Here is a 25,245-nt window from a genome sequence, read left to right as displayed (position 1 = left end):
GCAGGACAATCGGTCGGTGGCAGTTGTCGGTGCCCTGCGTAAGCTCGACGGCGTGAGCGTGCTCGCCGAAAGCCTGGACCCCGCTGACGAGACGGCCGCCGCGGATGCGTTTCTCGCTGATGCCCAGCGGTATCGACGTGAGCTTCTCGCGCACTGCTACCGGATGACCGGCTCCGTCCACGATGCCGAAGACCTTGTCCAGGACACCTATTTGCGCGCCTGGAAGTCCTATAAGGGCTTCCAGGGCAAATCGTCGGTGCGAACCTGGCTGTATCGCATCGCGACGAACACCAGCCTCACCGCGCTGGAGGGTAGGCAGCGTCGGCCGTTGCCCTCCGGTCTGGGCCAGTCTGCCTCCGACCCGACCGGCGATATCGCCGAGCACCGCGAGATCACCTGGCTGGAGCCGCTACCGGACTCGCCGAGGGAGGATCCCGCCGACCCGTCGGTGATCGTCGAGTCCCGCGAATCGGTGCGGCTCGCGTTCGTCGCGGCCATTCAGCATCTGTCGGCCCGACAGAGAGCGGTGCTCGTCCTGCGTGAGGTGCTGCAGTGGAAGGCGGCCGAGGTCGGTGAGGCCATCGGCGCATCGACGGCTGCGGTGAACAGCCTGCTGCAACGGGCGCGGGCTCAGCTCGACGCCGCCCAACCCACGCAGGACGGCGAGGTCGCCGTTCCTGAGTCGCCCGAGGCCAAGGAACAGCTCGCGAAGTACATGGCGGCGTTCGAGGAATACGACATGGACAAGCTGGTTGCGCTGTTCACCGAGGACGCGGTATTCGAGATGCCGCCGTTCGACGGCTGGTACCAGGGTCCGGCGAACATCGTCGCCCTGTCGAAGAAGCACTGCCCCGCCGACGGCCCTGGCGACATGCGTTTCGTCCCCGTCACGGCCAACGACCAACCCGCAGCGGCGCTGTACATGCTCAACCGCGAGACCGGTTTGCACGAGCAGTTCCAGCTGCATGTGCTCGAGGTGCGCCCCGGCGGCATCTCGCACGTGGTGGCGTTCCACGCGGGCGACGGGCTTTTCGAGAGCTTCGGCCTTCCCGCGGCGCTGGATGCATGACGGCTGTCGACATCCGCCGCGCATCCGATCGCGGCACGAGCACAACGGAGTGGCTCGACTCCAAGCATTCGTTCTCCTTCGCCGGCTATTACGACCCGGCCAACACCCACCACGGGCTCCTGCTGGTCAACAACGACGACTGGGTGGAACCGGGTGCTGGCTTTGATACCCACCCGCACCGCGACATGGAGATCGTCACCTGGGTGCTGGAAGGCTCGCTGGAGCACCGTGATTCGATGGGGAACGCGGGCGTGATCTACCCGGGCCTGGCGCAACGGATGTCGGCGGGAACGGGGATTCTGCACTCGGAGAAGAACGGATCCGCCAGCGAGCGTGTGCATTTCGTGCAGATGTGGGTCATCCCCGACCAGGCGGGCATCGAACCCGAATATCAGCAGGCCGATATCGACGACGGGCAGTTCACCGGCGGCCTGGTGACCATCGCGTCGGGCATCCACGGCGATGCGGCCATCGGTCTTCACAACAAGAACGCTGCGCTGCACGGTGCGCGGCTGCAGCCGGACGGCGCCGTCGCCCTGCCCGATGCGCCGTTCCTGCATCTGTTCGTGCCTCGTGGCGAGGTGATCCTGGAGGGCGTCGGGAGGCTGCGTGAGGGGGACGCCGCCCGGTTTGCAGGCGCAGGCCCTCAGCGTGTAACGGCAAGTGCGCCATCAGAGGTCCTGGTATGGGAGATGCATGCGGATCTGGCCGCGTAACGCACGTCTCGTCGGCGTGGTCGCTGTCTTCGTGCTGACGGGATGTTCGTCGGAGTCGCCGCCTCAGCGGTCGTCTGTGTCTGCGTCGCCGACCACCCCTGCCGCACCGGCGCCCGGATCGACGGGTCTGGTGTCCGTGCCGGTCGATGTTCGCGGGGACCTCGCTCAGTCGCCGTTCGATGAGCCGCGCCAGGCGCTGATTCCCGACGGCTGGACGATCTCGGTGTGGGCCCGGGTCCCCAAGGCGCGTCTGGAGACGTGGACACCGGACGGCGCGCTGCTGGTCTCGGCGCCCGCAGCCGGGCAGATCCTCAAGTTGACACCGAAACCCGGTGCGGCGCCCCAACAGTCCACGTTGCTGGACGGACTCGACCAGCCGCACGGCATGGCATTCGCAGGTTCGACGTTGTATGTCGCCGAGAGCAATCAGATCGATGCATACGACTACGTCAACGGCGCCGCGACCAACCCGCGAACTCTTGCGGTCGATCTGCCCGATGCACGCAGCCCCGAGCTGAACGGCGCCTACGCGCATGCGCTGAAGAGCGTCATCGCCGGACCAGACGGCGCGGTGTACTTCTCGATCGGCTCGACCGGAAACATCTCGGCCGAGGACCGCGACGCCAACCCTCCGCGCGCGACGATCATGCGAATACCGCGGGGTGGCGGTCGCGCCGAACCGTTCGCGACGGGCGTCCGCAACGGGACCGGCCTCGCTGTCGCACCCGACGGTTCGCTGTGGACGGCGGTGAACAACCGCGACAACGCGCCGGACCCGGACGGAAACGTGGATACCCAGTACGTCAACGAACATCCACCGGAGGCGTTGGCGCGAGTGACGCCGAATCGGGAATTGGGTTGGCCCTACTGCAATCCCGACGGCGGACCGGCCGACCTGCCCTTCATCCGCGACATGTCGACGAACGAAGACGGGTCCCGCATGGACTGCGCTGCGCTGCCGCCCGTCGAGCAGAGCTTCGGCGCCCATTCGGCGCCGCTCGGGCTGGCGTTCACGGCGGGCGTGTTGCCGCAGCCGTATGCCGACGGCGCGCTGGTCGGCGTACACGGCTCATGGAACCGGCAGCCGCCGCGCCAACCGGAAGTGTCGTTCTTCCCCTGGCGCGACGGCAGCCTCGGCGATCAACAGACCCTCGTCGGCGGCTTCCAGGCCGACGACGGGTCGCGATGGGGCCGGCCGGTCGCAGCCGAAGTCGGGCCCGATGGGGCCGTCTACATCAGTGACGACTACGCAGGCGCGATCTACCGACTCGCCCCGCCCGGTCGTTAACGGCGGACGTTCGGTGTTTTGGCGCCGCGGCGGCCGGTGATGCCGACGTAGATCGCGATCAGGATGATCGCCACGATGATCCCGACCAGAAACGGGATGACCTGCCATCCGCCGTTGGCGTTGTGGTACCCCAGTTGGTAGGTCAGCCAGGACCCGATGAACGCGCCGAGCGCGCCGAGCGCGACGGTCATGATCACGCCGATGTTCTGTTTGCCGGGCATGATGAGGCGCGCGAGTGCGCCGACGATCAAGCCGACGACGAGCGCCGTGAGAATAGTTGCAATCATTTCTGCTCCTTAGATTCGAGTCCCCGACCCCGTTGGAGGGGGTTACCCAATCCGTCCTCGAATCCACCTCCGATCGGGCCGATACGCAATCGTGACGGTGCTGTTACTGAAGTTGACTGTGAGGTTGGTGTGATTAGAGTTGTCTCGTTTCCTGGACTTTTGCTAGAAGGGCAACCGTGCCGACACCAGCCGACATCTGCCGGCGCTCCACTGCGCACGCGAGGAGCAGAAAGCTCTGCGCGTACGCCGCTGCGCTGGTGTTGTGTGCTGCGCTGGGGGCCACCGCCGCCCCGGTTGCCAGGGCAGACGGACGTTCGTTGCTTGCGGGCGCGATCGCCAACACCAAAGGCTCATATCTCGTCTACAACTTCGGAGACGGCCACCCGGCGCCCCTGCTCAACGCGGGCGGCGGCTGGTACGAGATGAGCAACGGTGGACACTTGATGACGATCAAGGGCGCCTCCGGCCGACTTCAACCTCGCCTCTTGGTCGACAGCCACGCAGGCTCGCAGGCTCGGTGCGAACGCGACGGCGGGGCGCGCACCGGCGAGGGACTCTGGCAGGCGTCCGAAATCTATGCGCCGCTGCAGGCATGGCAGGCACTCGGTCAGCCGACGATCGCGATCAACGCGAACTTCTTCGACGTGCGCGGCCAGCAGGGCGGATCGTGGCGCGACACCAAATGCAGTTCGCCGCTCGGCGCGTACGTCGACAACACCCGCGGACAGGGCAGGGCCAACGCCGCCGTCACCGGCACCGTCGCCTACGCGGGCAAGCAGGGATTGTCCGGCGGCAGCGAACACTGGTCGTCGCTTGCCACCATGATTCTGCCGGTCGGCGCCCAGCCGTATGTCGTCATGCCCAAGGGTCCCGACGACTACGACTCGGCGTCCCCGGTGATCCAGAAGCTGCTCGACCAGAACGCGCGCTTCGTCGCGGTCGCAGGCATCGGGCTGCTCGCGCCGGGGGACATGGGCCAACTCAACGACGGCGGACCCAGCGCGGCACGAACGGCGATCGCCTACAACCGCACAAGCGATCAGCTGTATGTCTTCCAGGGCGGCAGTTACACACCGGACCAGATTCAGGACCTGTTCCGGGGGCTCGGCTCCGACACCGCTGTGCTGCTCGACGGCGGCGGCTCGTCGGCCATCGTGCTGCGACGTGACACCGGAGGCATGTGGAGCGGCGCCGGTGTTCCGAAGGGCAGTTGCGATACCCAGCAGGTGCTCTGCGATTCACGTGAGCGCGCGCTGCCGAGCTGGCTCGCCTTCGCCTGACGACGATGCAGGGAATGACGCGCCGCACGGTCTTGCGGCTGGGCGCGGGGTTCGCCGGTGCGTGCGCGCTGCACCCGTTGTGGCAGTTGGGGATTGCGACCGCGTCGGGCGCGCCGGGAGACCAGCCGGCACCATCCTTGGCGAGGACATTGCCGACGTATTCAACCGGCTCGTTCATGTCGGCAGCACGCGGCGGCGTCGAGACCAACTGGGCGATCGCCCGGCCGCCCGGTCAATACGGACCGTTGCGCACGGTGATCGCGCTGCACGGTCGGGACATGACGGCGGACGGCGTGATGGGGATGGGCGTCGAAGCGGGGCTCGCGCAGTTGGCGCGGGCCGGCTACCCGCCGTTCGCGGTTGTCGCCGTCGACGGTGGAAACGGTTGGTGGCACCGGCGAGTGACCGGTGAAGACTCCGGGTCGATGGTGCTCAACGAACTGCTTCCGATGCTGCCGTCCGAGGGCCTTGATATTTCGCGGGTCAGCTTCATCGGGTGGTCGATGGGCGGCTATGGCGCGTTGCTTCTCGGCGGCGCCCTGGGGGCGAGACGGACGGCGGCAATCTGCGCGGTCGCGCCGGCACTCTTTACCGACTACAGCTTGGCGCTCCAGGAGGGCGCGTTCGACGGCCCCGCTGACTGGTTCGCGTATTCGGTGTACGGCACCCCGGCGCTCTCCGAGATTGCGATGCGCATCGACTGCGGAGCGGAAGATCGCTTCTACGACGCGACGAAACAGTTTGTCGCGTCTCTGCGCAGACCGCCGTCGGGGGTGTCGTTCATCGGCGGCCACGACGTCGCCGCGTGGCGCGAGAAGTTGCCGCGAGAGCTGGCCTGGCTGGCGACCTAGCGCGTTGATCCCGGGGAACACCTGGGTGTCGTGAGACGATCGTTGCTCGAGTGAACAAAGTTGCGACCGCGCCCCGCCCTGCCTCCCGACGTAGTTCTCCTGCGAGCGGGCGGGCGGTTCTGCCGCAGAAGCAGTTTCGCTCCGATATCGAGGGCCTGCGGGCAGTCGCCGTCATCGCTGTCGTGTTCTTCCATGCCGGTGTTCCCGGAGTCGGCGGCGGATACATCGGCGTCGATGTGTTCTTCGTCGTGTCCGGATTCCTGATCACGGGCCTGCTGTGGCGTGAAGCGTCGGCGACGCGGACCGTCGGGCTGGCCACGTTCTACGGCGCGCGGGCGCGGCGGTTGCTGCCTGCGGCGGTGACGGTCCTTGTTGCGACGTGTGTGGCGTCGGTAGTGCTGCTGCCGCCGTTGCAGGCGCGCAGCGTCATCGGCGACGGCATCGCGAGCGCGCTGTATGCCGGCAATTACCGGTTCGCGATCCAGGGCACCGACTATCTGACGGCCGACGCGCCGCCGTCACCGCTGCAGCATTACTGGTCGCTCGGCGTGGAGGAGCAGTTCTATCTGCTCTGGCCGGCGCTGATCATCGGCACGGCTTGGCTTCTCGCACGGTTGGCCCGACGTACCGGCGTCGATGCGTCACGTTCGGTGGCGCCGTACGTTCTGGTGCTGGCGGTGCTGGCCACGGTGTCGTTCATGGTGTCGCTCGCCTGCACGGACACCTGGCCGTCGTGGGCCTACTTCTCGCTGCCGACCCGCGCGTGGGAGTTGGCGGTCGGCGGATTGATTGCGTTGACGGCGACGGCGTGGCGGCACCTGCCGGGCTCGTCGGCCGCGGTGGTCGGCTGGGGTGGATTGGCGCTCATCGTCGTCACGTGCACGCAGATCGGTGAAGAAACGCCGTATCCGGGGACGACGGCGTTGTTGCCGGTGCTGGGGACGGCGTTGGTGATCGGCGCGGGCTGTGCCACAACGGAAGTCGGTGTAGGGCATGTCCTGTCGAAACCGGCGATGCGCGCAATCGGTCGGCTGTCGTACTCGTGGTACCTGTGGCACTGGCCGGTCTTACTGCTCGCTCCGGCATTGCTCGGTCAACCCTTGGGGCTGGCGGGCCGGCTGGCGATGGTGGTGGTGTCGTTCGGCCTGGCGGTCCTGACCCTGCACCTCATCGAGAATCGGGTGCGGTTCGCGACGGGTTTGACGGCGTCGGCGCAGCGGAGCCTCGTAGTTGGCGGAGTGCTGACGGCTCTTGCGGTTGCGGCGTGCTTGGTGCTGTTGATGGTGCGGCCGGTACCGGTGGGCCAGGGCACAGCGGCGGCACCTGTCGCGGTCGGCCCGGACGCCCCAACGGTTGGGGCTCCCCCGCCGATGTCGGTGCGCGATCAGGTATTGGCTGCGGTCGCGAAGTCGACTGCAGGAGGCCCCGTTCCGGCGAACCTCACGCCGGCGCTCAACGCGATCGCGAAGCCGGACGTCTTCGTCAACGGGTGCGTGCTGTCGTGGCGGGATGTGGCGCAACCCGATTGCGTGTCGGGTGATGCCGGGGCGCCGACGACTGTGGCACTGGTCGGCGATTCGCATGCGGCGATGTGGCAACCGGCGCTGGAACCGTCTGCGCAGGAGCGGCATTGGCGGCTGGAGACGATGAGCAAGGTGCTGTGTCCATTTCTGGATCTGCCGACCAACAGCCCGTATCTCGGCCGCAAGTTCACAGAGTGTGAACAGTGGCGGGGTTCGGTGATGGCACGGCTTTTCAAGGAGAAGCCGCGAGTCATCGTTCTCGACATGTCGCGTAGGTACGGCGCGGACTTCGGGTTCACGAGTTACGACCGGGCGTGGCTGGACAGGTTGACCCTTGTGGTGAAGACGTTGCGGCGCACGGGTGCAGAGGTTTTGGTGGCGAGTCAGGTGCCGGATCCGCATGGGACGGTGCCGACGTGTGTGTCGGCACAAATGGACAATGCGATGGCATGCGCGCCGTCGCGGGCCGAGGGATTGAACGACGCCGGCATGGCAGCGGAGTCAGCGGCGACGGCAGCCGGTGGCGGTCAGTACCTGGATCTGTCGGAGCTGTTCTGCACGGCCAATCGCTGCCCGGTCATCGTGGGCAATACCTTGGTGTTCCGCGACGACAACCACATCACGACCGAATACGCGCGGGTGCTGGCGCCACTGGTGACGGAGACGATCGAACGGGCCCTAGCCCTCAACTAGGGCCCGTTCGTCGTTGACGGCATTGCTGACGCTATCGACGGTCTTCTTGATCGCCGCTTGTCCATCGGCGGCGATCTTGTTGATCTGCGCCTGGGCCTTTTTCACTGCCGCGTCTGTGTTGGCCTGAGCCTTGGTCGCTGCACTCTGAATCGACGCACTGGTCTTGGTCAGCGTGTCGTCGAGATTCGCGCTCAGATTAGTGAGGTCGGCTGCCTTCGTAATTGTGGTGCTTGTTTTGGCTCAGGCCAACAGCGACCGGTTTCCAGGTATTACCGTCCGCTGGGACGAATCGGAGTGTCAACCGGCCCGCCGTTATCGGATGCTCCGGCCAGCAACTGAACTACATCAACGGGTGCCTAACGCAAAGCGCTCGCTGCCGCAGTCTCGACCTGACGTCCATAGCCGCCCCCGAACAGCACCACGTGCGCCAGGAGCGGGTACAGCTGGTGCAGCCCGACCCGGTCGCACCACCCGTCACGCAGCGGTTGCAGTGACTCATACCCGGCCAGCACCTCGCCCAGATACGGGCACCCGAACAACGCCAGCATCGCCAAGTCCGTCTCCCGATGTCCGCCTTGGGCAGCCGGATCGATCAGCACGACACCCTCGGGTGTCCACATCACGTTTCCGCTCCACAGATCCCCGTGGATACGCGCCGGGCCATCGGCATCGTCGAAGTCGCCGCCACGGCACCGGTCGATCACCGCGTCGACCAACCGCCTCGCCTCGACAGTCAACCGCCGTTCGGCGAGGGCGGCCATCGGTCGCAGTCGCTCCTCGGCGTAAAACTCGCCCCACGTGGTGTGACCGCGCAACGACATCGGCAATGGCTCCGACAGCGGGCCGAAGTAGCCGTCGCCGTGCCAGCCGTCAGGTGCTGACCCGAACTTCGGCGCTCCTGCGTTGTGCGTCACTGCCAGCCGAGCCCCGAAATCGCTTGCAGCGTCGCGTGTCGGTGCCACCGACTGCAGCCGCTCCAGGGACAACGACCGTTCGTCATGCGCGAACACTCGCGCACACCGCACCCCGCCCTCCACCGCCAGCCAGCGCAGCCCCGCCGCCTCCAGCGCGAAGAAACCCGGCGGTGCGTCGTTGTTGGTCTTGACGAAGTCAGCCACGCGGGCGACGCGGCAGTCCGACCAACATCGTCATGATCCGATCACGCAGCGCCGTCGGCAGATTGGGCACCACGGCCGCCTGCACCTTCGGCAGAATTGCCACCACATATCGCGCCTTGGGTCGACGCGTCGTCAGCGCCTGCTGCACGACCGCGACCACCTTCGTCGTCGGCGACGCCGTCTTGCGGGCGGTCGGCACGAACTTCTTCATCCCGGCGATGTGCGCGGCGTACAGGTCGCGGTGCTCCGGCGACATGTCCGCTTCGATCTGCAACACCATGTCGCCCGCGGTGCGCCACATGTCGGTGTCCGTCTGCGCCGGCTCGATCAGCACGACGGGGATGCCCCACGCCTTCAACTCAACCCGCAGCGCATCGCACCCAGCCTCGAGCGCGAACTTCGACGCCGAGTACGGGCCGAGCATCGGGGTCGCGATCCTGCCGTTCACACTCGAGATGAACACGACCCGGCCACCGGAATCCCGTAGACACGGGAGCACGGCCTGGGTGACCGCGAACTGTCCGATGACATTGACTTCGAAACTCTTTCGCCAGTCGTCGGGAGTCGCCGTCTCCACCGGGCCGCCGACGGCCACCCCTGCATTGTTGACCAGTGCGTCGAGTCGCTTCGGCAGCGCATCCGGCAGCCTCGCGATGTGGTCGGCGTCCGTGATGTCGAGGATGACGGCGGACACCCGCTGCGGGTAGACGTTGGTGATTGCGGCGGCGTCTTCCTCGCTGCGCACGCCTGCGATCACATCCCAGCCTGCGGACGCCAGGTGCTCGACGATCGCCTTACCGATGCCCCGGGCCGCGCCGGTGACGAGAACTGATGGCATAGCCGTGAACCTTAGTCGTCGGCCGTGACGGGCGGCCCGAACCAGAACAGAACGGCCGTCACCGCCACCAGCGCCGCCACCAGGGCGATCACGGGTGCGACGGTGAAGCGCGACATCGTCGCCCCGACCACGGCGCCCGCGCACATGGTCAACACGACCGAAAACCGCAGCTTTTCCCGGTCGCCCTTTCCGCCCGCCAGCCTGCTGTCCATGCCGATGCCGACGATCGTCGACGTCAGCACCGTGGTGCTGAGCTCCTGGATGCCGAACTGGCGAGCCGTGGCGTTCTGGCTTCCGAACGCCAGGGCAAGGCCGGCAATAAGGATCAGCTTCGTGTTGTCGTGATAGTCGAGTACGCCCGTGCCCGCGAGGACCGACAACGTCAGCAGTACTACGCATTCGACGCCGAGCGCGACCGTCACCCAACGGCGGGTGTCATGCTCGATGTGCCGGGCGAAGCGACCGCCGATTACCGCTCCGGCGAGGAAGCTCACGAACGCCACCACGGCGGCCGTCATGTCGACGACGGTATGGGGTACGAACCAGAACCCGAGAAAGATCACGTTCCCGGTCATGTTCGCGACGAACACGTGGCCGAGGACGAGCACGCTGATCGCGTCGATCATGCCGGTGCCGAACGTCAGCAACAGCAGCCCAGTCACCGTCAACCGATGGGAGACCGGAGAAGTGACCGGCATCGCGCCTGCCTTACACCTGTGGGGTGAGATCCAGCGTGGTGATCGTGGTCATCCGAGTGATTCGCCAGTCGGTGCGGTCGCGCTTCATCTCCAGCCGGTAGGACAGGTACCGCAGCGACGGGATGTTCTTCGACACCGGGCTTGTCGCAACCGAATTGGTGTACACGACAGCCGACGCCTCCGTCGGGCTCACCGATTCGACCGCCGAACCGAGCACCGAAGTGGTGTTCGTGACCTGCGCTTGCTTGTTGGTGGCCACGATCGAGTCGATGAACTTGCGGTACTGGAAGGCGAAGTCACCGGTGAGGTACTTGGCCGACCTGTCGCCGAGCGAGTCCATGTTCTCGGGGCTGTACGACCACAACGTGGTGATCGCATTGGCGGCCGTGCGGGCGACGTTCAGCTTGGTCTCGACCAGTGCGCGGTTGGCGATCACCGGCTGCGCCGTCGCACCCAGGAACGCCCCGCCCGCCACGAACAGCGCGGCGGCCGCGGCCGCGGCGAGCTTCAGCCGCTTGCCCGCCGGTCGGTGCGGAACCAGGACGGGCTCGTCGACGGCTTCGGCTTCCGCCTCCGCGGACTCTGCGGCCTCGTCGCCGGATTCGATCGTGTCGCCGTCGGATTCCTCGGCGATGACCTGATCTGCTGGCGGCTCTGCCGGCTCGACCTCAGCCGGCTCGACCTCGGCCGGCGCAGCATCAGACTTCTTGCGCCGGAACAAGTTGCGTTGACGGCCCTGCTTGACGGGCGGCTCCTCAACGGGCGGCGCAGTCACCTCAACGGGCGGGGTCGGTTCTTCGACGGCAGGGGTCGGCTCTTCGACGGCAGGGGTCGGTTCGGCCTGCGGTTCGGCAGATGAGGGTTCTGGCTCTACTTTCGGAATGCGAGCCTTCTTGCCGCTCGGCATCCGATGTCGACCACGGGGCGTAGGCGTCGAAGGTGCCTCGGCCGCATCCGTGGTCAGATCACCTGTATCAGTTGGCTGATCTTCCACAGCTGCCCTTCCTTCTTTGCCGTTACCACCCAACGGTTTCCGCTCTCGATGGTGTTTCCGTCGGCACCCTTGCTCGAGATCTTGGTTGCGACCAGTACATCGGCGCTGCCGTCGTCGTTCCAGCGCTGGACGCCGGCCTCCACGACCGTGCCCTGCGTCGGCTCGACGCGGGCCACCTGTATGAGTATCTCGTTGATCTTTTCCTTGAAGCTCTTCGCGAAGTCGCCGGTTGCCTGCGACTGGATACGGTCGCCGTAATAGTTCGCCTGGAACGGGTCGAGCGTGGTGTAGGTGGTCATGAAGGACTTCACGTAACCGAGCACATCGGCATCGTGTACCGCGACTTTGCGGTCGGACTCATGCGACACCAGCATCAGACTGCTGGCCGTGATCGCGGCCGCGATGAGCACGCCGGCGATGGTCGCAACCAGTGGAAGTCCCCATCGGCGTGGAGGTTTGGGAGCCGGCGTGGTGTAGAGCTCGGGCTCCTCGGCATCGATCCTGCGGCGAGGGCTCATTGCGGCGCCTGTCCCATCAGCGGCTTCTTCAGCACGCTCAGGCTCGCCACTTTCCACTTACCGTCGCTGGTCTTGTCGAAATCCACCCGCACCGTCGCGGTGATGAAGCGCAGGTCGGCCGGGTCGGTGCCCCGTTGACCCTGCATGGCGAGCAGCATCGCCGCTTTGTCCGGCGCCGCCGACAGCACGGCGCTGCTCACCGCCCAGTACTCGTTCGAAGTGGCGCCCGCCTTCTGGACCGCCTCCTGCTGAGCGACCAACTGCGACCGATAGGTATCCGTGGCAAGCGACTGCGCACGGTTGAAGTCGTCCTTCAGCGTGTCGACGTTGTAGGTCAGCATCTGTTCGACAATGCGTGGGCCCTGTTCCGCGATCTCCTGACGCGCCTGATCGACGGCCCGCTCATGGCGGTAGACCACCAGATAGTTCAACGCGACCAAAGCCGCACACACCACGACCGCAACGGCGAGTACCTTCGCGGCGAACCGGCGCATGTCCCGCGCGGGCGGATCTACCTGCCGAACCTCGGTGCGCAGCAACAGATCTGCGAATGTGCGGTGGCGCGAATCCCACAGCGGCCACAGCCAGCCGATGAAAATAGCCGCGGTGTCCAGCAGGTGGGCGAGATCGCGCAGCAGCAACCGCGCGAAGCCGACCGCCGCACCGTCGCCTTGCCGCACCACCCTGATGCCCATCAGTGCCCGGCCCAGGCTCCACCCGGTGACGGCGGGCAGTAGCCACCGATTGGCCAGAATCAGCAGGACGATGACGGCGGCCACCGCCATGTAGACCCACCAGAGCCAGCCACGCTCCGGTGCGGTCAGGACCAGTGGCACCAGCACGGCGAGCACGCCGATGCCGAGCAGCACGTCCAGGCACAGGGCGCCGGCGCGGGCGGGCCACGACGCCAGCCGCGGCGTCTGCGACGGACCGTCGGCCGTTGCGTTCGCGGTTGCGTCGAGAACAGCGGTCACGACGTGACCTGTTCCATCTTGTCGATCCGGTAGCTCCCCTGGTCGGGGGTCATCGTCACCCGTAGCCGGTAACCCGACTCCTGATCCTTGACCTCGGAATTGGTCACCTTGATCCGGACCGCGACCAACACGTCCACCGACCCGTTGGGGTCGTGCCGCTCAACGGCCGCGCGCATGTCGGACACCTGCACCTGGACGTTCGCGGCCTGGTAGGCCTCGACCAGGATTCCGCCGTACGAGGACGCCTGCACCGCGAACGCGCCCGTGGAGCACTCCATGATCTTCACCTGCGCCGCGGACATCGCCGCGGTGTCCGGTGCCTGCAACGCCGTCACGCAGTCCTTGGCCGCCTGCAGAGCCGCCGCGTCGTTGCGGTTGATTTCGTCGATAGTGCGGTTGTCGCGGATCAACAGGACGCCGCCCACCACCGCGGCAGCGGTCAGCGCCACCAATGCCGCACAGATCCCGACCAGCCAGCCTCTGCCCAAGCGAGGTGAACGGCGTTCGTCGCCCGTTTCCCCGGCCACCTCAGTGACTGGACTGTCCTGCTCTTGGCTTGTCTCCGCGGGTTCGGATACCGCTACCGAATCCTCTGGCGCGTCCTCAGCATCGGTGGGGTTCAGCTGGCGGGTGCCAGCATCTCCTTCCATCCGTCGTCTCCTGGGTTATTCGAATTGCTGACGGAGTACTTCACGCCGTCGGGCCCAACGACCTCCCCGCTTGACGGGCTGTAGACCGCACTGCCTGGTGCCGGAGTGTACGTGCATGGGTTGGGCTGTTGTCCACTGCACTGGACGCTGCCCGAGTTGGGCGGGGTCAGCGGGTCGCTGACCGGTCGGGGTGACCCGCCTGGCGGGAGCTGATCGGCGGGTAACGGGTTCATCCCGTTGTTTACCGACGGCGCGGGTATCACGTAGCCGGGCTTGACCGGCTGGTCGCAGCGCGCCGCGGGCGCGGGGCAGTTCACGATCTGGTTCGGGTCGCCGTACCACGGGTTGGTGCCGAGCGGAATGTAGGGCTCGTTACCGCGGCACTCCTTCGGGGTCGCCGCGCGCTTGCCCGGTACGTCGGCGCACGGATAGTTGCGGGCACCGCGGACCACGTTGTTGGCGTCCTTGGGGATCTTGCAGTACGTCCCCGACGGCAGCGGCGCCATGCTGGTGTCCGCGGGTGACCGCCACTCTGAGGCAGGCAGGAACCCGGTGAGACACGGCGGCGGTTGGTTGATCGACAAACCCAAGTGCAACAGGCCCTCGTTCTCGAAGATCGTGCCGGCCTGGGCCACCGTGGCGCCCTGCGGCAAGATCACCAACGCCTGCTCGAGACCCTTGTGATAGCGCTTCAGCATGTCGATGACGACTTCCAGGTTCGCCAACGTCTGCGGCAGCGATTCGCGGACGTCGCTGAACGTGGCCGTCACCTGATCCAGCGTCGGTGCTGCCTGCTGCAACCCGCTGCGCAGCGCCTGATCCTCCGAAGCCGACTGCGCCGCAAGGATATTCAAGTTTCGCGACCACTGCTGGATTGCATCGCCGGACTGCACCTGGCTGTTCAGGATGGGCGCCGTGTTGTCGAGGATGTCGTTGACTTCCGGCAGGTTCTCCTGGAAGCCCTGCGCGAGATTGGTCGTGCCGTCAACCAGGCGTTGCAGATTGGGACCCAACCCACCGACCGCTTTCGACGTCTCGGTGAGCAGCCTGTCGATCTTCTCCTTCGGCAGCACTGCCAGGCCGCGGTTGGCGGCGTCCAGCGCCGGGCCGACCTCACTGGGCACCGTGCCCGCCGTGATCGTCTGCCCGTTGCTGAAGTACTGACCGGGGTTGCCGGTCGACACCAGGTCGAGGTACTGCTCACCGATCGCGGACACCGAATGGACGTTGGCGGTCGCGTCTTTCGGGATCTTGAACTCGTTGTCGATGCTCATCGTCGCCTTGACGCCGTTCTCGGTCGGCTCGACGCCGGTCACCTTGCCGATCTGAGTGCCGCGGTAGGTGACGTTCGCCGTTTCGTACAGCCCGCCGGAGCGTGGCAGATCGGCGTACAGCTTGTACTGCCCGATGCCCGCCAGGCTGGGCACCCGCAGGTAGTACCAGCCCAATACGACCAAGGCGATGATCGTGAGGATCGTGAACAGCACCAACTGAATCTTGATGAACCGTGTCAGCACTGGTCATTCACCCCTTTCCACAAGTGGTCCGCCCGGTGCATCGTGCGGGTTGGGTGTGAAGCGCACATCCGGAATCATCGTCTCCGGGTCGCGGCCCCACGACTGCTCGAGTGCGCGCAGCATGCCCGAGACTCCGGTGCCGGTCAGGATGCCGTTGTCGATGGCGCTCAGTGTCAGATCGACGTTGAGCGACACGTTGATGTAGTCACCGCGCACCACCTTCGGCACGTTCTCGATGCTGAACGGGGCGGTGAAAAGAAGCCTGAGCGCGCCGAGGAGATACGGCGACGCCTTGGCCAGTTGCTTGAGCGGGCGCTGCAGGTTCTGCAGGTTCGTGTGCAGGTTGTCGCTCGTCGGGGCGAGCGCCGCATCGGCGGCGTTGCTGATCCGGCCCAGCGACACGACGGCGTCGGCGAACAGATCCCGGGTGTCAGCGAAATGTTTGATCAGCGGCGGGAATTCGGTCAGCACCCGGTCCAGGGTGTTGTTCCGGTCGGCGACGATCGTCAGCAACCTGTTCGTCGAATCGATGGCCCTGGTGATGTCATTGCGCTGCTGGTTCAAGTTGTCGGTGAACGTGTCCAGCCGGCCCAGGAATTCGCGGATCTGATCGGCGCGGCCGGTCAGAAGGTTGTTGACCTCGGTCTGGATGACCTCGAGGTTCGGAATTCCGCCGCCGCTCAAAATGGTGGCGATACTGGCCAGCGTCCGCTCCGTGGTCGGGAACGCCGAGGCGTTCTTCAACGGAATGGTGTCGCCGCTCTTCAGCTGCCCCGACGGGTTCGGCGGCGGGTCGAGCTGCACGTGCTGGGAGCCCAACAGGCTGGTCTGCCCGATCTTGGCCAACGTGTTGGCAGGCAGCTTCACGTCGGGCTGCAGGTCCAGCGTCAGCGTGGCGACCCAGTTCTTCAGCTCGATCGAGCGCACCCGGCCGACATATACGTCGGCCACCCGAACACGGCTGTTGACGTTGAGTGCCAACGTGTCCGGCATCTGCACGTAGATCGTCGTCTTCTTCGTCCCGGTGCCAGGACCGCCTGGCAGCGGGACGTTCGCGATGCCGCGCCAGCCGCCGCAGGAGGTCAGCACGACCGCGATTCCCAACAGCGCCACGGCGCGGATCGCGATCCGGCTCCACTTACGCGCGGTCATTAGCCCCCTCCAGCTTCAGCGGGCAGCGGCGGGCCGGCCGGCGCTGGAGCGGCTGCCGGAGCGGCCGCAGGTGCAGGCGAGATGGCGCCGAGAGGATCGCCGGGGATGACGCCCGGTGACGGACCCGGCGGGGGTCCCGGCTGCGGGTACCACGGAGGGGGCAGCGGCTGGTTCTCGTTGTAGGCGTCCGGCGGGCCTGGCAGCCTGCCGTCGCTGACCCCGAATGCCGGTGGGGCGCCGGGAACCACGCAGTCGGGTCCACCCAGCAGCTCTGAGAGGCACTCAGGCGTGACATTTCGTTCGGTGTGCGGCTGCACCTCGATGCCCTGCATGCCCGGTGCGGCCACCCAGCCCGGCTCGTGGTTGCCGTGTGAGAACAAGGTGTCGCGCGACCAGATCCCGGGCACGGTGGTGTCCTTGTATCCGGGCTGCGGCTGCAGCCGGGGTTCGGAGTAGGAGATCTGCTTGGGAAGCGTCATGGCGCCCACGAACTCGTTGATACCGATCGGTGGGAAGTTGAACTTGATCGCATCCAGGATCGGCGCCAGGTATTGCGCGCACAGTTCGGCGGATTCCTGATAGCCCATCCGGCTACCGGCCTGGATCGAGCTGCAGATGAACTGCATCGGGTTGGCGAAGTTGGTGATGGCCGGCAGACCCACGATGCCGCCGGAGTTCGGCGAGGTGATGTTCATCAGGTTCGCGCCGAGGTTGGGGAACACGTGCAGGCCGGTTTCCAAACCGTTCAGGGGCTCCGGCTGCAGGATCGCGTTGGTCACCTCGGCGAGATTGTCGACGTCGTGTGCGAGCACCTCGCCGTTTTCGCCGATGAACTTGCGGGTCGTCGTCAGCAGGGTGTTCAGATCGTGCAGCGCCGTCGCGAGTTCGTTGTCGGTGTTGGTGAAAGAGTTCGTGAACTGGGCGAGGTCGTTGTTCAGCGCGACGAACTGCTGGTCACTCTTGTGCAGTGCGTTGACGAACATCGCCAGGCTCTTGATCACCGCGAAGAAGTCGCCGCGACCCTCGTTGAGCGTGGTGACCGCATCGGACAGGCCCTTGAGGGTCTTGTTGATCTGGTCGCCCTTACCGGCCAAGCCGTCCGAGAAGGACTCGATGACGTCACCGAACGGGCCCTTGGGCTGCTCGGGCGTCGGGCCGAGATCGGTGAGGATCCGGTTGATTGAGTCACGCAACTCGTCGTATTCGACCGGCACCTGCGTGCGATCGAGCGGGATGGTGGCGTTGTTCTCCAACTCGGGCCCGCCGGTGTAGGGCGGGGACAGCTGGATTGTGCGCGACGCGACGAGGCTCGGGTTGAGGATCGACGCCGTCGCGTTGGCGGGCACCTTGTACTTGTTCTCGTAGTGGAAGGTGACCTTCATCTTGTCGCCGGCCGGTTCGATCGAGTCGATCGAGCCGACCTTGACGCCCATGATCTGGATCTTGTCGCCCGGATACAGCGCGAGCGTGTCGGAGAAGTAGGCGACCACCGTGTTGTTGGTGAGCTTCTTGTACAGCTGCCATCCGACGACACCCGCGACCAGCGCCAGCACCACGACGACGGCGCCGATGATGACTGTTGTCCGAGATACGTTCGGCAACTTGAAGTTTCGCACGTTGAAGATAGTCGACATCGTTTCGCCCTACCCGTTCTGCGAACCTGGTGGAAGGTACGGCGGATTGCCCGGCAGCACCGGTGCACCCGCTGGCGCGGGTGCAGGCCCCGGTCCCGGCGGCGGTGGCGGCCCGTCGAGCGCAGGCGGCAGCGGCGCGATGCCCGGCGTGAAGTCAGGTCCCTCCGGGGGCAGCGGCCCGACCGGCACGGTGCGTGCGCCCGGCGGGGCCGGCGGCAGCGCCGCGGGCACACCCGGCATGTCCGGCGGCAACTGACCCGGAACGGCCGCAGCAGGAACACCCGGGGTGAAGCCCGGACCGTTCGGGTTCGGCGGTGAAGTGATCACGTCAGGCAAGGTGTAGCCCTGCCCAGCCGGGCTCGAGTACGGGTTCGGCCCGAACGGGCCCGTGGACAGGTGCGAGCACGGCAGCGGATCGGCAGGTCGCGGAAGGGTGTCCGGCGTCGGCGTGTACGAGCAGGGGTGACCCGCGACCACGGCGGGACCCGGATTCGCCGGCGTCCCTTCCAGGACTTCCGGTCCCGGTGCGGGAGCGCCGTTCGGGAAGCGCGATCCGTTCGGATCGGGGAACCGCCACGACGGCAGGCCCGCGTCGCCCCAGAACTTCTCGGGGTCGATACCGCGCTTCTTGAACGCTGCGTCGACGAACGGCTGCAGCAACCACGGTGGCAGTAGGTTGACGACCATCACCTTGAAGAACGGACCCGAGGCGATGGCCTCGGCCAGCGACGCGGTGAACTTGCTCAGGGTGGACAACACGTCGACGAGGTCGAACTTGCGCTCCTTGAGGAGGTCGCTGATCGTGCGGAGCTGCTCAAGGACATGGTTCAGGTTCGGGTTGTCGTTGACGAAGCCGGCGACCTGGGTCGAGAACTCGCTGACGCGCTCCAGCAGCATGCTGACCGCGTAGCTGCGCTCGTTGACCGCGGCCAGCAGGGTCTGCGCGTTCGTCAGCAGAGCGTTGATCTGCTCGCTGCGGCTGCCGAGCACGCCCGCGATCTTGTTGGCGTTGGACAGCAACTTCCGGACGTCCTCATCGCGCTTGCCGATGGTGTCGGAGAATCGGGCGACACCGTCGAGGGCGGCACTCAAGTGCGGGTAGGTCTGGTCGATCGTCTCCGAGAGCACGTTCAGCGACCGCTTGACCGTCTCGGTGTCCCACCCGGACGCGGCCTTGGTCACGTCGAAGAAGGCGTCGTAGATCTGGTAGGGCGTCGTGGTTTGGCCGAGCGGCAGAACGCCGCTCGCGGCCAGTGCCGTGGTCCCGCGCGGCTCGATCTCCAAATTCTTGCGGCCAAGGATCGTGTCGGTGCGGATGGCGGCCCGGCTTTCGGTGCCGATCTGCGTCCCGTCGAGCGTGTAGCCGATCTTGACCTTGTCGCCCTCGATCTCCATCGATTTCACCTGGCCGACGTCGACGCCCGCGATGCGCACCTTGTCGCCGCCGCTCAGCCCACCGGTGTCGGAGAACTCCGCGTAGTACGTGGGCTGGGCAAACAGCACCGGGACGCTGGCGAAGCTCTGCCCCACCCCGATCACGAGCAGCAGGATGAGGACGCCCATCAACCCGTTGCGGACGCGATTCGAACTTTCCAGGACTCTCATTGCGGCGTGCACCGACCTGTCGGCTGCGACCAGACCTTGACCGAGCGCACCGGTCCGCCGGGCTGCAAGCCGGGAAGCTTCAAGGAGATGTCGCACGCGTAGAAGTTGAAGAAGTCACCGTAGACACCGCCTGCCCGGCCGATGATCTTCAGCGCCGTCGGCAGCCTGGTCAGGGTGTCGTTCAACTGGTCCTTCTGGTCGACGAGGGGCTGCTGGATGGCCTCCAGATAGCCGATGGTGTCCTTGAGCAGCGGACGGTTGTCGGCGAGCAGATCCCCGACGGTGCCCGCGGCGTCGCTGATGTCGGCGACGGAACTGGCGATCGGGTCGGCCCGGTTCTTCAATCCGGTGATCAGCTTCTCGAAGTCGACGACCGTTTCGTCGAACTGCTTCTGGTGCTTGACGGTGGTGTCCAGCACCGTGTTCAGGTTGCGGATCACCTCTCCGATGGCCTGATCCCGATCGGCCAGCGCAGACGTGAGCTGGCCCGTCTGGTCCAGGATGTCGTTGATGGTGCCGCCCTGGCCCTGGAAGATCGTGATGATCGACTGCGCGATGTTGTTGATCTTGTCGGGGTCAAGCGCGCGGAACAGCGGGCGGAAGCCGCCGACCAACGCGTCGAGGTCGAGCGCGGGCTCGGTGCGCTCCATCGGGATGGTCGAGCCTGCGGGCAGCCGCTGGTCGTTATCGCCCCGCTTGAGCTCCATGTACCGATCGCCGATCAGGTTCAGGTAGCGAATCGAGGCGGTCGTGCCCTGGAACAGCTGCAGGTCACGCTCGACGCTGAAGTGCACCTCTGCCACCCGGCCGCCGTCCTGCAGCTCGACCTTCGAAACCTTGCCGACCTCAACGCCCGACGCGCGGACGAACTGGCCGGCGCGCAGACCACTGGCGTTGCTGAAAAGAGCCGTATAGCCCGTGGTGCGGTCGAACCGCATCTGACCGAACACCACGATGATGATCGCGGTGAACAGCAGCAGCACCAGTGCAAAGGCGCCGAGCTTGATGGCTGTCCCGGTGATTTTCATGGGTTGATCGTGTTCTCCCCGAACTGACGACCCCAGATGTACTCGGAGCCGGGAGTGATGAGCGGCACCACGAGGGGGATCGGCACCGACGGAATGGGCAGCAGGCACGGCGGCAGCCCGGCGCAACCGAACGGCGATGCCAGCTCGATGTGGTTGTAGGGCGCGATCGACGCGCCGGTGTCCATCACCAGGTACGGGTTCGGCCACAGATCCTTGGTGACGGGCTGCCAGCAGCCGGGCCTGCCTTCAGGGCCGCCGTGGGCGTTCACCCGGGGAAGGTTGTCGGGGTAGACGTACGCGTTGGCCGGAAAAAGCAGTTCCGAGTGCGTGTTCAGCGAGTAGCCGTTGCCGCCGAGCGACGCGGCGATCCTCGGCTCGACGTCGTGATAGTTGCGGATCGTGCAGAACAACGCGGGGCTGTACTCGTCGAGCAGCTCGGATGTCGGGATCAGGTCCTGGGCACCACGGATGAGGTAGGGGCCGCCCTTCTCGAAGATCTCGGCGCCGGTGTTGCCGAAACCGATCGAGGCCATCAACGCCTGGTCGATGTTGCCCTGCTCATCGTTGAGGGTGTGCGCCGTGGTGGCCGCGTTCTCCAACCCGTCGAACAGGTCGGGTGCGGCGTTGGCGTACACGTCACCGAGATCGGCAAGCAGCTGGTTGGTCCGTCGTAGCTGCGGCATCTTCGGGTTCAGGTCGGCGAGGATCTCGTTGCCGTTGATGACCGACTGACCGAACCGGTCGCCGAGCCCCTGCAGCGCCTGCGCGGTCGCGGTCAGCGTCTGGTTCAGCTTGATCGGGTCGACCTTCTCCGACACGGAGGTGAGAGTCTCGAACAGCGTGTTGAACTCGGTGGTCACGTTCGTCGCGTCGATGACGTCTGAGCTCTTGATGCGTTGGGACGCCGGGTCTTTCGGCGACGAGAAGGAGATGTACTTGTTGCCGAACACCGTGGTGGCGCTGATCTTGGCGTCCACGTTCGCCGGGATCAGCCTGATGTACTTGGGGTCGACGTCCAGCGTGATCTTGGCACGGGGCTGATCACCAACGGTGACCTCGTCGACACTGGCCACCCGGCCGATCTCGACACCGTTGTAGGTGACCTTGGCGCCGGGGTCCATCGACAGACCCGCCCGGTCCGACATCATGACCAGCTGCTCGCGTTTGAGGAAGTCGCCGCGGAACTGGAAGTACACCAGCGCCGTCGCGGCGACCAACAAAATGGTCAGCACCACACCGGCGAGCTTGTAGGGCGGTGTGCGGGGCTCGTTGATCGGGGCCGTCATGCCGCTACACCGTGAGGTTGAAGTTCGGGTCGGTGCCGTAAAGCGCCAACGAAGCGAACAGGACAACGATCACGATGGCGGTCAGCGAGGTTCGCATCGACCGGCCGACTGCCTCGCCGACGCCGACCGGGCCGCCGCTGGCGTAGTAGCCGTAGTAGCAGTGGTTGAGCATGACGATCACCGAGATGATGATCGCCTGTACGAAGGACCAGAACACGTCATCGGGACGTAGGAAGGTCCGGAAGTAGTGCTCGTACGTGCCGATCGACTGGCCGTAGAAGAACGTCGTCGTCACCTGCGCCGACAGGAACGACATGATGATCGCCATCGCGTACAGCGGGATGATCACGACGAAGCCGGCCATGATGCGGGTGGACACCAGATAGGAGATGGACTTGATGCCCATCACCTCGAGGGCGTCGATCTCCTCGCTGATCCGCATGGCGCCGAGCTCGGCGGTGGCGCCTGCGCCGACGGTGGCCGCCAGCGCCTGGCCCGCCACCACCGGGGCGGCGATGCGAACGTTGATCAGCGCCGCGAAGAAGCCGGTGAACGCCTCCACACCGATGTTGCCCAGCGATGCGAAGCCCTGGATCGCCACCAGTGACGAACCGGAGAGCGTGACGAAGCCGACGATCGCGACCGTGCCGCCGATGACGGCCATCGCGCCGGTGCCCATTCCGATCTCGGCGATCAGCCGCAGGGTTTCCTTGCGGTAGTACCGCAGCGCGTGCCCGATCGAGCCGACAGCCGTCACGACGAACCACGCGACGTGGCCGACGCTGTCGAGGAACCGGGCGGGCGCGGCGACCACTTGTTCGGTGCGTTGGTAGCCCCGAGGGAACCGGGAGCGCAAAACGTTTGAGGTCGCCATGTCAGCTTCCCGTCCCGAATCGCACGCCGATCGTCGTCAGCACCACGTTGACAGCGAACAGGGCGATGACGCAGAGCACAAGCGTTTCGTTGACCGCGGTGCCGACACCCTTGGCGCCACCGGAAACGGTCAGGCCGCGGTAGCAGCCGACCAGCCCGGCGATGAGCCCGAACGTGGTGGCCTTGACGACCGAGATCAGCACCTCGGGCAAGCCGGTCACGAGTGTCAGGGTCGTCACATACGCACCCGCCGAGACGTTCTGCAGGTACACGCCGAAGATGAAGCCACCGACAAGGCCGATGGTGATCACGGCGCCGTTGAGGAGGAGCGCGACGAAAGTGGAGGCGACCACGCGGGGCACCACCAACCGATGGATCGGATCGATTCCCAGCACCTCGAGTGCGTCGATCTCCTCACGGATGGTGCGGGCACCCAGGTCGGCGCAGATGGCAGTGGATCCCGCGCCGGCGACCACAAGCACGGTCACCAGGGGGCCCAGCTGAGTCACGGCGGCCAGGGCCGCGCCCGCGCCCGAGATGTCGGCGGCGCCGAACTCCGTCAGAAGGATGTTGAGGGTGAAGATGAGGAGCACCGTCAACGGAATCGAGACTGCGAGCGTCGGCAGGAACGAGACCTTGAACAGGAACCAGCCCTGCAGGATGAACTCTCGCCACTGGAACGGTCGACGGAACAGCGCCTTGAAGGTGAGCACGCACATGCGCACGAACCCGCCGACAGCTTCCATCGCCGGCCGGGTCTGGTTGGCGATGTAGTCGCCTATCCCCGGTTGCGTCGCCGTCACCAGCGCGTTCCCACGCCACGGGTGTTACGGCGGTACGGCAGCCCCTGTCGCACGCCCCCTCCTTGCACTGAACCCCTGTCTGTGACCACCGTCTCCCTACTGACTGGTAGTAAGGCGGACCACAGGAATGTACACGATGCTCCCCCGCGGCTGCACCGCATCCGGCGGATTGACCCTCTAACCGTTAGCAAACCCAAACCCTCCAGTTAACTTTCTGACCGTCCGACAGAAACCGTTGCGGCAGAAGAACTTTCGGCCGCGTCAACGAGTATCTCTGCCCCGAACCGGTTTCTCAGCTCCGTCTTGAGGACTTTGCCAGCGGGGTTGCGTGGTAGGGCGTCGACCACTTCCAGGTGCTTCGGATGCTTGTACCGGGCAAGCCGTTCAGTGAGGAATTCGTCAAGATCGCTGAGCTCGAGGGTCGAATCGGACACTGCGCTCAGGGCCACGACGGCGACCGGGACTTCGCCCCACTTCTGGTGGCTTCGCCCGATCACGGCGACTTCGACGATCGCCGGGTGGCCGGCGAGGACGTTCTCGACCTCGGCGCAGTAGATGTTCTCGCCGCCGGAGATGATCATGTCTTTCTTGCGGTCGACAACCCAGATGTATCCCTCGTCGTCCTGTCGCACCAGGTCGCCCGAATGGAACCAGCCACCGGCAAACGCTTCGGCGGTGGCCTGCGGGTTGTTCCAATAGCCGTCCATCAGAGTTGGCGCGCGATAGACGATCTCGCCGACCTGGCCGATGGGTACGTCATTCATGTCGTCGTCGACGACTCGAGCGCTGACGGTCGGTATCACCTTCCCGACGGACCCGAGTTTGCGAAGGGCGTCGTCGCCCAACAACATGCACGTCACGGGCGACATCTCTGTCTGACCGAACGCCGCAAGGATCGCAGTGCCGGGGAATGTCGCCGACATGGCGCGCAACAGTGTGTCCGATGCGGGCGCCGCGCCCCACGACAGCACGCGTAGCTGCAGCGCACGCGGGTTGGCCTGTTGTTCGGCGCAAACCGCCTGCCACTGCGCGGGCACGAGGAAGATGCCGGTGACCTTCTCGGCCTCGAGCACGTCGAGCAGAACGCCGGGATCGAAATCACCGAGCGGGTAGACCACCGTGGGCAGGCCGAGAAGCAGTCCGATGATCATGTTGCCGATGCCCGCGATGTGGAACAGCGGCACGCCGATGAACCCGACGTCGTTGTTGATGTCGGCACCGTTGGTGAAGAGGAATGTCATCGCCTGGCCGGCGAGGTTGGCATGGGTGAGCACAGCGCCCTTGGGCCGCCCCGTTGTGCCCGAGGTGTACATGATCAGCGCGGGCGAGTCGTCGGGGATATCGACGGGCGCCGCGGGGTCGCCGTCTTCGGCCAACACGTCGTCGTAGCCGAGCACGCCGTCGTCGGTCATCCCGCCCGCAATGATCACCGTTTCCAGCTTCGGTTCCAGATCCCTGACAGCTGTCGCCACCTTGGCCAGCACCGACTCGGCGATCATCACCCTGGCATCGCAGTCGGTGACCAGGAAGCCGATCTCCCTCGGGGTCATCCGGAAGTTGACCGGAACCGCAATGGCGCCGAGCTTGTTGGCCGCAAGGAACGACTCGATGAACTCGGTCCGGTTGAGCATCAGGATCAGAACCCGGTCGCCGAAGCGCACGCCGCGACGGCTGAGCCCGCCCGCGAGTGCAGCCACGCGCCTGTCGAGGTCAGCCCATGTGGTGGTCCGGCCCAGGTGTCGGAGCGCCGTCGCGTCGGGCTGCATCAGCGCGTGGCGGGCAAGCTGGTTGGTCCAGTTCTGCCTTCTCGCGAGATACGGCTGATCGGTCGGCTGAGCGGTCAACGGCAG

The 25,245-nt window shown here is 65.9% G+C and carries 23 protein-coding genes; 6 read left to right on the top strand and 17 right to left on the bottom strand.

The features are described from left to right. Positions 1-16 precede the first annotated feature (16 nt). The 3 genes from QOJ24_RS08610 to QOJ24_RS08600 are packed head-to-tail and all read left to right on the top strand — an operon-like array spanning position 17 to position 3,073. Complete coding sequence (locus tag QOJ24_RS08610; protein WP_526260566.1) at positions 17-1,069, top strand: RNA polymerase subunit sigma-70; 1,053 nt, start codon at positions 17-19, stop codon at positions 1,067-1,069. Continuing rightward, positions 1,066-1,785 (top strand): pirin family protein, encoded by a 720-nt coding sequence (locus QOJ24_RS08605; protein WP_526260565.1) that lies wholly within the window; start codon positions 1,066-1,068, stop codon positions 1,783-1,785. The genes QOJ24_RS08610 and QOJ24_RS08605 overlap by 4 nt, the downstream gene beginning before the upstream one ends. After that, positions 1,766-3,073, top strand: a complete 1,308-nt coding sequence (locus QOJ24_RS08600) for a PQQ-dependent sugar dehydrogenase (RefSeq protein ID WP_526260564.1) — start codon at positions 1,766-1,768, stop codon at positions 3,071-3,073. Before QOJ24_RS08605 ends, QOJ24_RS08600 begins: the two co-directional genes overlap by 20 nt. Here QOJ24_RS08600 and QOJ24_RS08595 read toward each other — a convergent pair. Further along, entirely contained in the window at positions 3,070-3,360 is a 291-nt protein-coding gene (locus tag QOJ24_RS08595) for a GlsB/YeaQ/YmgE family stress response membrane protein (protein WP_526260563.1), read from the bottom strand. The two genes, QOJ24_RS08600 and QOJ24_RS08595, sit on opposite strands and share 4 nt — an antisense overlap. A 176-nt stretch (positions 3,361-3,536) precedes the next feature. On the opposite strand from QOJ24_RS08595, the gene QOJ24_RS08590 reads away from it, so the two are divergent. Genes QOJ24_RS08590 through QOJ24_RS08580 form a run of 3 tightly spaced genes read left to right on the top strand, consistent with a single transcriptional unit; the run spans position 3,537 to position 7,707 of the window. Beyond that, positions 3,537-4,640, top strand: coding sequence for a phosphodiester glycosidase family protein (locus QOJ24_RS08590; protein WP_526260562.1), 1,104 nt, complete (start codon positions 3,537-3,539; stop codon positions 4,638-4,640). A gap of 5 nt (positions 4,641-4,645) precedes the next feature. Next, the gene (locus QOJ24_RS08585; protein WP_526260561.1) at positions 4,646-5,491 is read left to right on the top strand and encodes an alpha/beta hydrolase; all 846 of its coding nucleotides are present in this window, start codon (positions 4,646-4,648) and stop codon (positions 5,489-5,491) included. Positions 5,492-5,541: 50 nt separating this feature from the next. Continuing rightward, positions 5,542-7,707, top strand: coding sequence for an acyltransferase family protein (locus QOJ24_RS08580; RefSeq protein WP_526260560.1), 2,166 nt, complete (start codon positions 5,542-5,544; stop codon positions 7,705-7,707). A gap of 356 nt (positions 7,708-8,063) precedes the next feature. On the opposite strand, the gene QOJ24_RS08575 is transcribed toward QOJ24_RS08580, so the two are convergent. From QOJ24_RS08575 to fadD5, 16 genes are all read right to left on the bottom strand, one after another. Next, the gene (locus QOJ24_RS08575; RefSeq protein ID WP_526260559.1) at positions 8,064-8,825 is read right to left on the bottom strand and encodes a fructosamine kinase family protein; all 762 of its coding nucleotides are present in this window, start codon (positions 8,823-8,825) and stop codon (positions 8,064-8,066) included. Next, positions 8,818-9,663 carry an SDR family NAD(P)-dependent oxidoreductase gene (locus tag QOJ24_RS08570; protein ID WP_526260558.1) on the bottom strand — a complete coding sequence of 282 codons (846 nt, stop codon included), beginning with the start codon at positions 9,661-9,663 and terminating at the stop codon, positions 8,818-8,820. The genes QOJ24_RS08575 and QOJ24_RS08570 overlap by 8 nt, the downstream gene beginning before the upstream one ends. A gap of 11 nt (positions 9,664-9,674) precedes the next feature. Further along, positions 9,675-10,361 (bottom strand): YoaK family protein, encoded by a 687-nt coding sequence (locus tag QOJ24_RS08565; RefSeq protein ID WP_526260557.1) that lies wholly within the window; start codon positions 10,359-10,361, stop codon positions 9,675-9,677. Between the two features lie 10 nt (positions 10,362-10,371). Then, positions 10,372-11,355 carry a mammalian cell entry protein gene (locus tag QOJ24_RS08560; RefSeq protein ID WP_526260556.1) on the bottom strand — a complete coding sequence of 328 codons (984 nt, stop codon included), beginning with the start codon at positions 11,353-11,355 and terminating at the stop codon, positions 10,372-10,374. Next, on the bottom strand, positions 11,322-11,873 hold the full coding sequence (locus tag QOJ24_RS08555; RefSeq protein ID WP_526260555.1) for an Rv1363c family protein: 552 nt from the start codon (positions 11,871-11,873) through the stop codon (positions 11,322-11,324). The genes QOJ24_RS08560 and QOJ24_RS08555 overlap by 34 nt, the downstream gene beginning before the upstream one ends. Then, on the bottom strand, positions 11,870-12,847 hold the full coding sequence (locus QOJ24_RS08550) for an RDD family protein (RefSeq protein WP_526260554.1): 978 nt from the start codon (positions 12,845-12,847) through the stop codon (positions 11,870-11,872). The genes QOJ24_RS08555 and QOJ24_RS08550 overlap by 4 nt, the downstream gene beginning before the upstream one ends. Next, positions 12,844-13,497 (bottom strand): Rv1363c family protein, encoded by a 654-nt coding sequence (locus QOJ24_RS08545; protein ID WP_526260553.1) that lies wholly within the window; start codon positions 13,495-13,497, stop codon positions 12,844-12,846. Before QOJ24_RS08545 ends, QOJ24_RS08550 begins: the two co-directional genes overlap by 4 nt. Then, positions 13,467-15,014 (bottom strand): virulence factor Mce family protein, encoded by a 1,548-nt coding sequence (locus QOJ24_RS08540; RefSeq protein ID WP_526260552.1) that lies wholly within the window; start codon positions 15,012-15,014, stop codon positions 13,467-13,469. Before QOJ24_RS08540 ends, QOJ24_RS08545 begins: the two co-directional genes overlap by 31 nt. A 3-nt stretch (positions 15,015-15,017) precedes the next feature. After that, positions 15,018-16,166, bottom strand: a complete 1,149-nt coding sequence (locus QOJ24_RS08535; RefSeq protein WP_526260551.1) for a virulence factor Mce family protein — start codon at positions 16,164-16,166, stop codon at positions 15,018-15,020. Continuing rightward, positions 16,166-17,800, bottom strand: coding sequence for a virulence factor Mce family protein (locus tag QOJ24_RS08530; protein WP_526260550.1), 1,635 nt, complete (start codon positions 17,798-17,800; stop codon positions 16,166-16,168). Before QOJ24_RS08530 ends, QOJ24_RS08535 begins: the two co-directional genes overlap by 1 nt. Before the next feature lie 9 nt (positions 17,801-17,809). Beyond that, entirely contained in the window at positions 17,810-19,405 is a 1,596-nt protein-coding gene (locus QOJ24_RS08525) for a virulence factor Mce family protein (RefSeq protein WP_526260549.1), read from the bottom strand. Next, the gene (locus QOJ24_RS08520; RefSeq protein ID WP_526260548.1) at positions 19,402-20,433 is read right to left on the bottom strand and encodes a virulence factor Mce family protein; all 1,032 of its coding nucleotides are present in this window, start codon (positions 20,431-20,433) and stop codon (positions 19,402-19,404) included. Before QOJ24_RS08520 ends, QOJ24_RS08525 begins: the two co-directional genes overlap by 4 nt. Beyond that, positions 20,430-21,719, bottom strand: coding sequence for an MCE family protein (locus tag QOJ24_RS08515; RefSeq protein WP_526260547.1), 1,290 nt, complete (start codon positions 21,717-21,719; stop codon positions 20,430-20,432). The genes QOJ24_RS08520 and QOJ24_RS08515 overlap by 4 nt, the downstream gene beginning before the upstream one ends. Before the next feature lie 4 nt (positions 21,720-21,723). After that, positions 21,724-22,593 (bottom strand): MlaE family ABC transporter permease, encoded by an 870-nt coding sequence (locus QOJ24_RS08510; RefSeq protein WP_526260546.1) that lies wholly within the window; start codon positions 22,591-22,593, stop codon positions 21,724-21,726. Between the two features lies 1 nt (position 22,594). Beyond that, the gene (locus QOJ24_RS08505) at positions 22,595-23,338 is read right to left on the bottom strand and encodes an MlaE family ABC transporter permease (protein ID WP_526260578.1); all 744 of its coding nucleotides are present in this window, start codon (positions 23,336-23,338) and stop codon (positions 22,595-22,597) included. 263 nt (positions 23,339-23,601) lie between these two features. Next, the gene (gene fadD5 / locus QOJ24_RS08500) at positions 23,602-25,245 is read right to left on the bottom strand and encodes a fatty-acid--CoA ligase FadD5 (protein WP_526260545.1); all 1,644 of its coding nucleotides are present in this window, start codon (positions 25,243-25,245) and stop codon (positions 23,602-23,604) included.

Origin of the sequence: Mycobacterium sp. (genome assembly GCF_032159775.1) — a bacterium.
Classification (GTDB): Bacteria; Actinomycetota; Actinomycetes; order Mycobacteriales; family Mycobacteriaceae; genus Mycobacterium.
The sequence above is the reverse complement of the archived record's forward strand: the minus strand, read 5'-3'. Positions and strand labels throughout refer to the sequence as shown.

Excerpts from the sequence above, each read along its gene's own strand:
- QOJ24_RS08585 (WP_526260561.1), top strand. The coding sequence starts at position 4,646 with ATGCAGGGAATGACGCGCCGCACGGTCTTGCGGCTGGGCGCGGGGTTC.
- QOJ24_RS08505 (WP_526260578.1), bottom strand. The coding sequence starts at position 23,338 with ATGGAAGCTGTCGGCGGGTTCGTGCGCATGTGCGTGCTCACCTTCAAG.
- QOJ24_RS08600 (WP_526260564.1), top strand. The coding sequence starts at position 1,766 with ATGCGGATCTGGCCGCGTAACGCACGTCTCGTCGGCGTGGTCGCTGTC.
- QOJ24_RS08555 (WP_526260555.1), bottom strand. The coding sequence starts at position 11,873 with ATGAGCCCTCGCCGCAGGATCGATGCCGAGGAGCCCGAGCTCTACACC.
- QOJ24_RS08565 (WP_526260557.1), bottom strand. The coding sequence starts at position 10,361 with ATGCCGGTCACTTCTCCGGTCTCCCATCGGTTGACGGTGACTGGGCTG.
- QOJ24_RS08570 (WP_526260558.1), bottom strand. The coding sequence starts at position 9,663 with ATGCCATCAGTTCTCGTCACCGGCGCGGCCCGGGGCATCGGTAAGGCG.
- QOJ24_RS08525 (WP_526260549.1), bottom strand. The coding sequence starts at position 19,405 with ATGAGAGTCCTGGAAAGTTCGAATCGCGTCCGCAACGGGTTGATGGGC.
- QOJ24_RS08545 (WP_526260553.1), bottom strand. The coding sequence starts at position 13,497 with ATGGAAGGAGATGCTGGCACCCGCCAGCTGAACCCCACCGATGCTGAG.
- QOJ24_RS08515 (WP_526260547.1), bottom strand. The coding sequence starts at position 21,719 with ATGACGGCCCCGATCAACGAGCCCCGCACACCGCCCTACAAGCTCGCC.
- QOJ24_RS08510 (WP_526260546.1), bottom strand. The coding sequence starts at position 22,593 with ATGGCGACCTCAAACGTTTTGCGCTCCCGGTTCCCTCGGGGCTACCAA.
- QOJ24_RS08595 (WP_526260563.1), bottom strand. The coding sequence starts at position 3,360 with ATGATTGCAACTATTCTCACGGCGCTCGTCGTCGGCTTGATCGTCGGC.
- QOJ24_RS08535 (WP_526260551.1), bottom strand. The coding sequence starts at position 16,166 with ATGACCGCGCGTAAGTGGAGCCGGATCGCGATCCGCGCCGTGGCGCTG.
- QOJ24_RS08605 (WP_526260565.1), top strand. The coding sequence starts at position 1,066 with ATGACGGCTGTCGACATCCGCCGCGCATCCGATCGCGGCACGAGCACA.
- QOJ24_RS08520 (WP_526260548.1), bottom strand. The coding sequence starts at position 20,433 with ATGAAAATCACCGGGACAGCCATCAAGCTCGGCGCCTTTGCACTGGTG.
- QOJ24_RS08530 (WP_526260550.1), bottom strand. The coding sequence starts at position 17,800 with ATGTCGACTATCTTCAACGTGCGAAACTTCAAGTTGCCGAACGTATCT.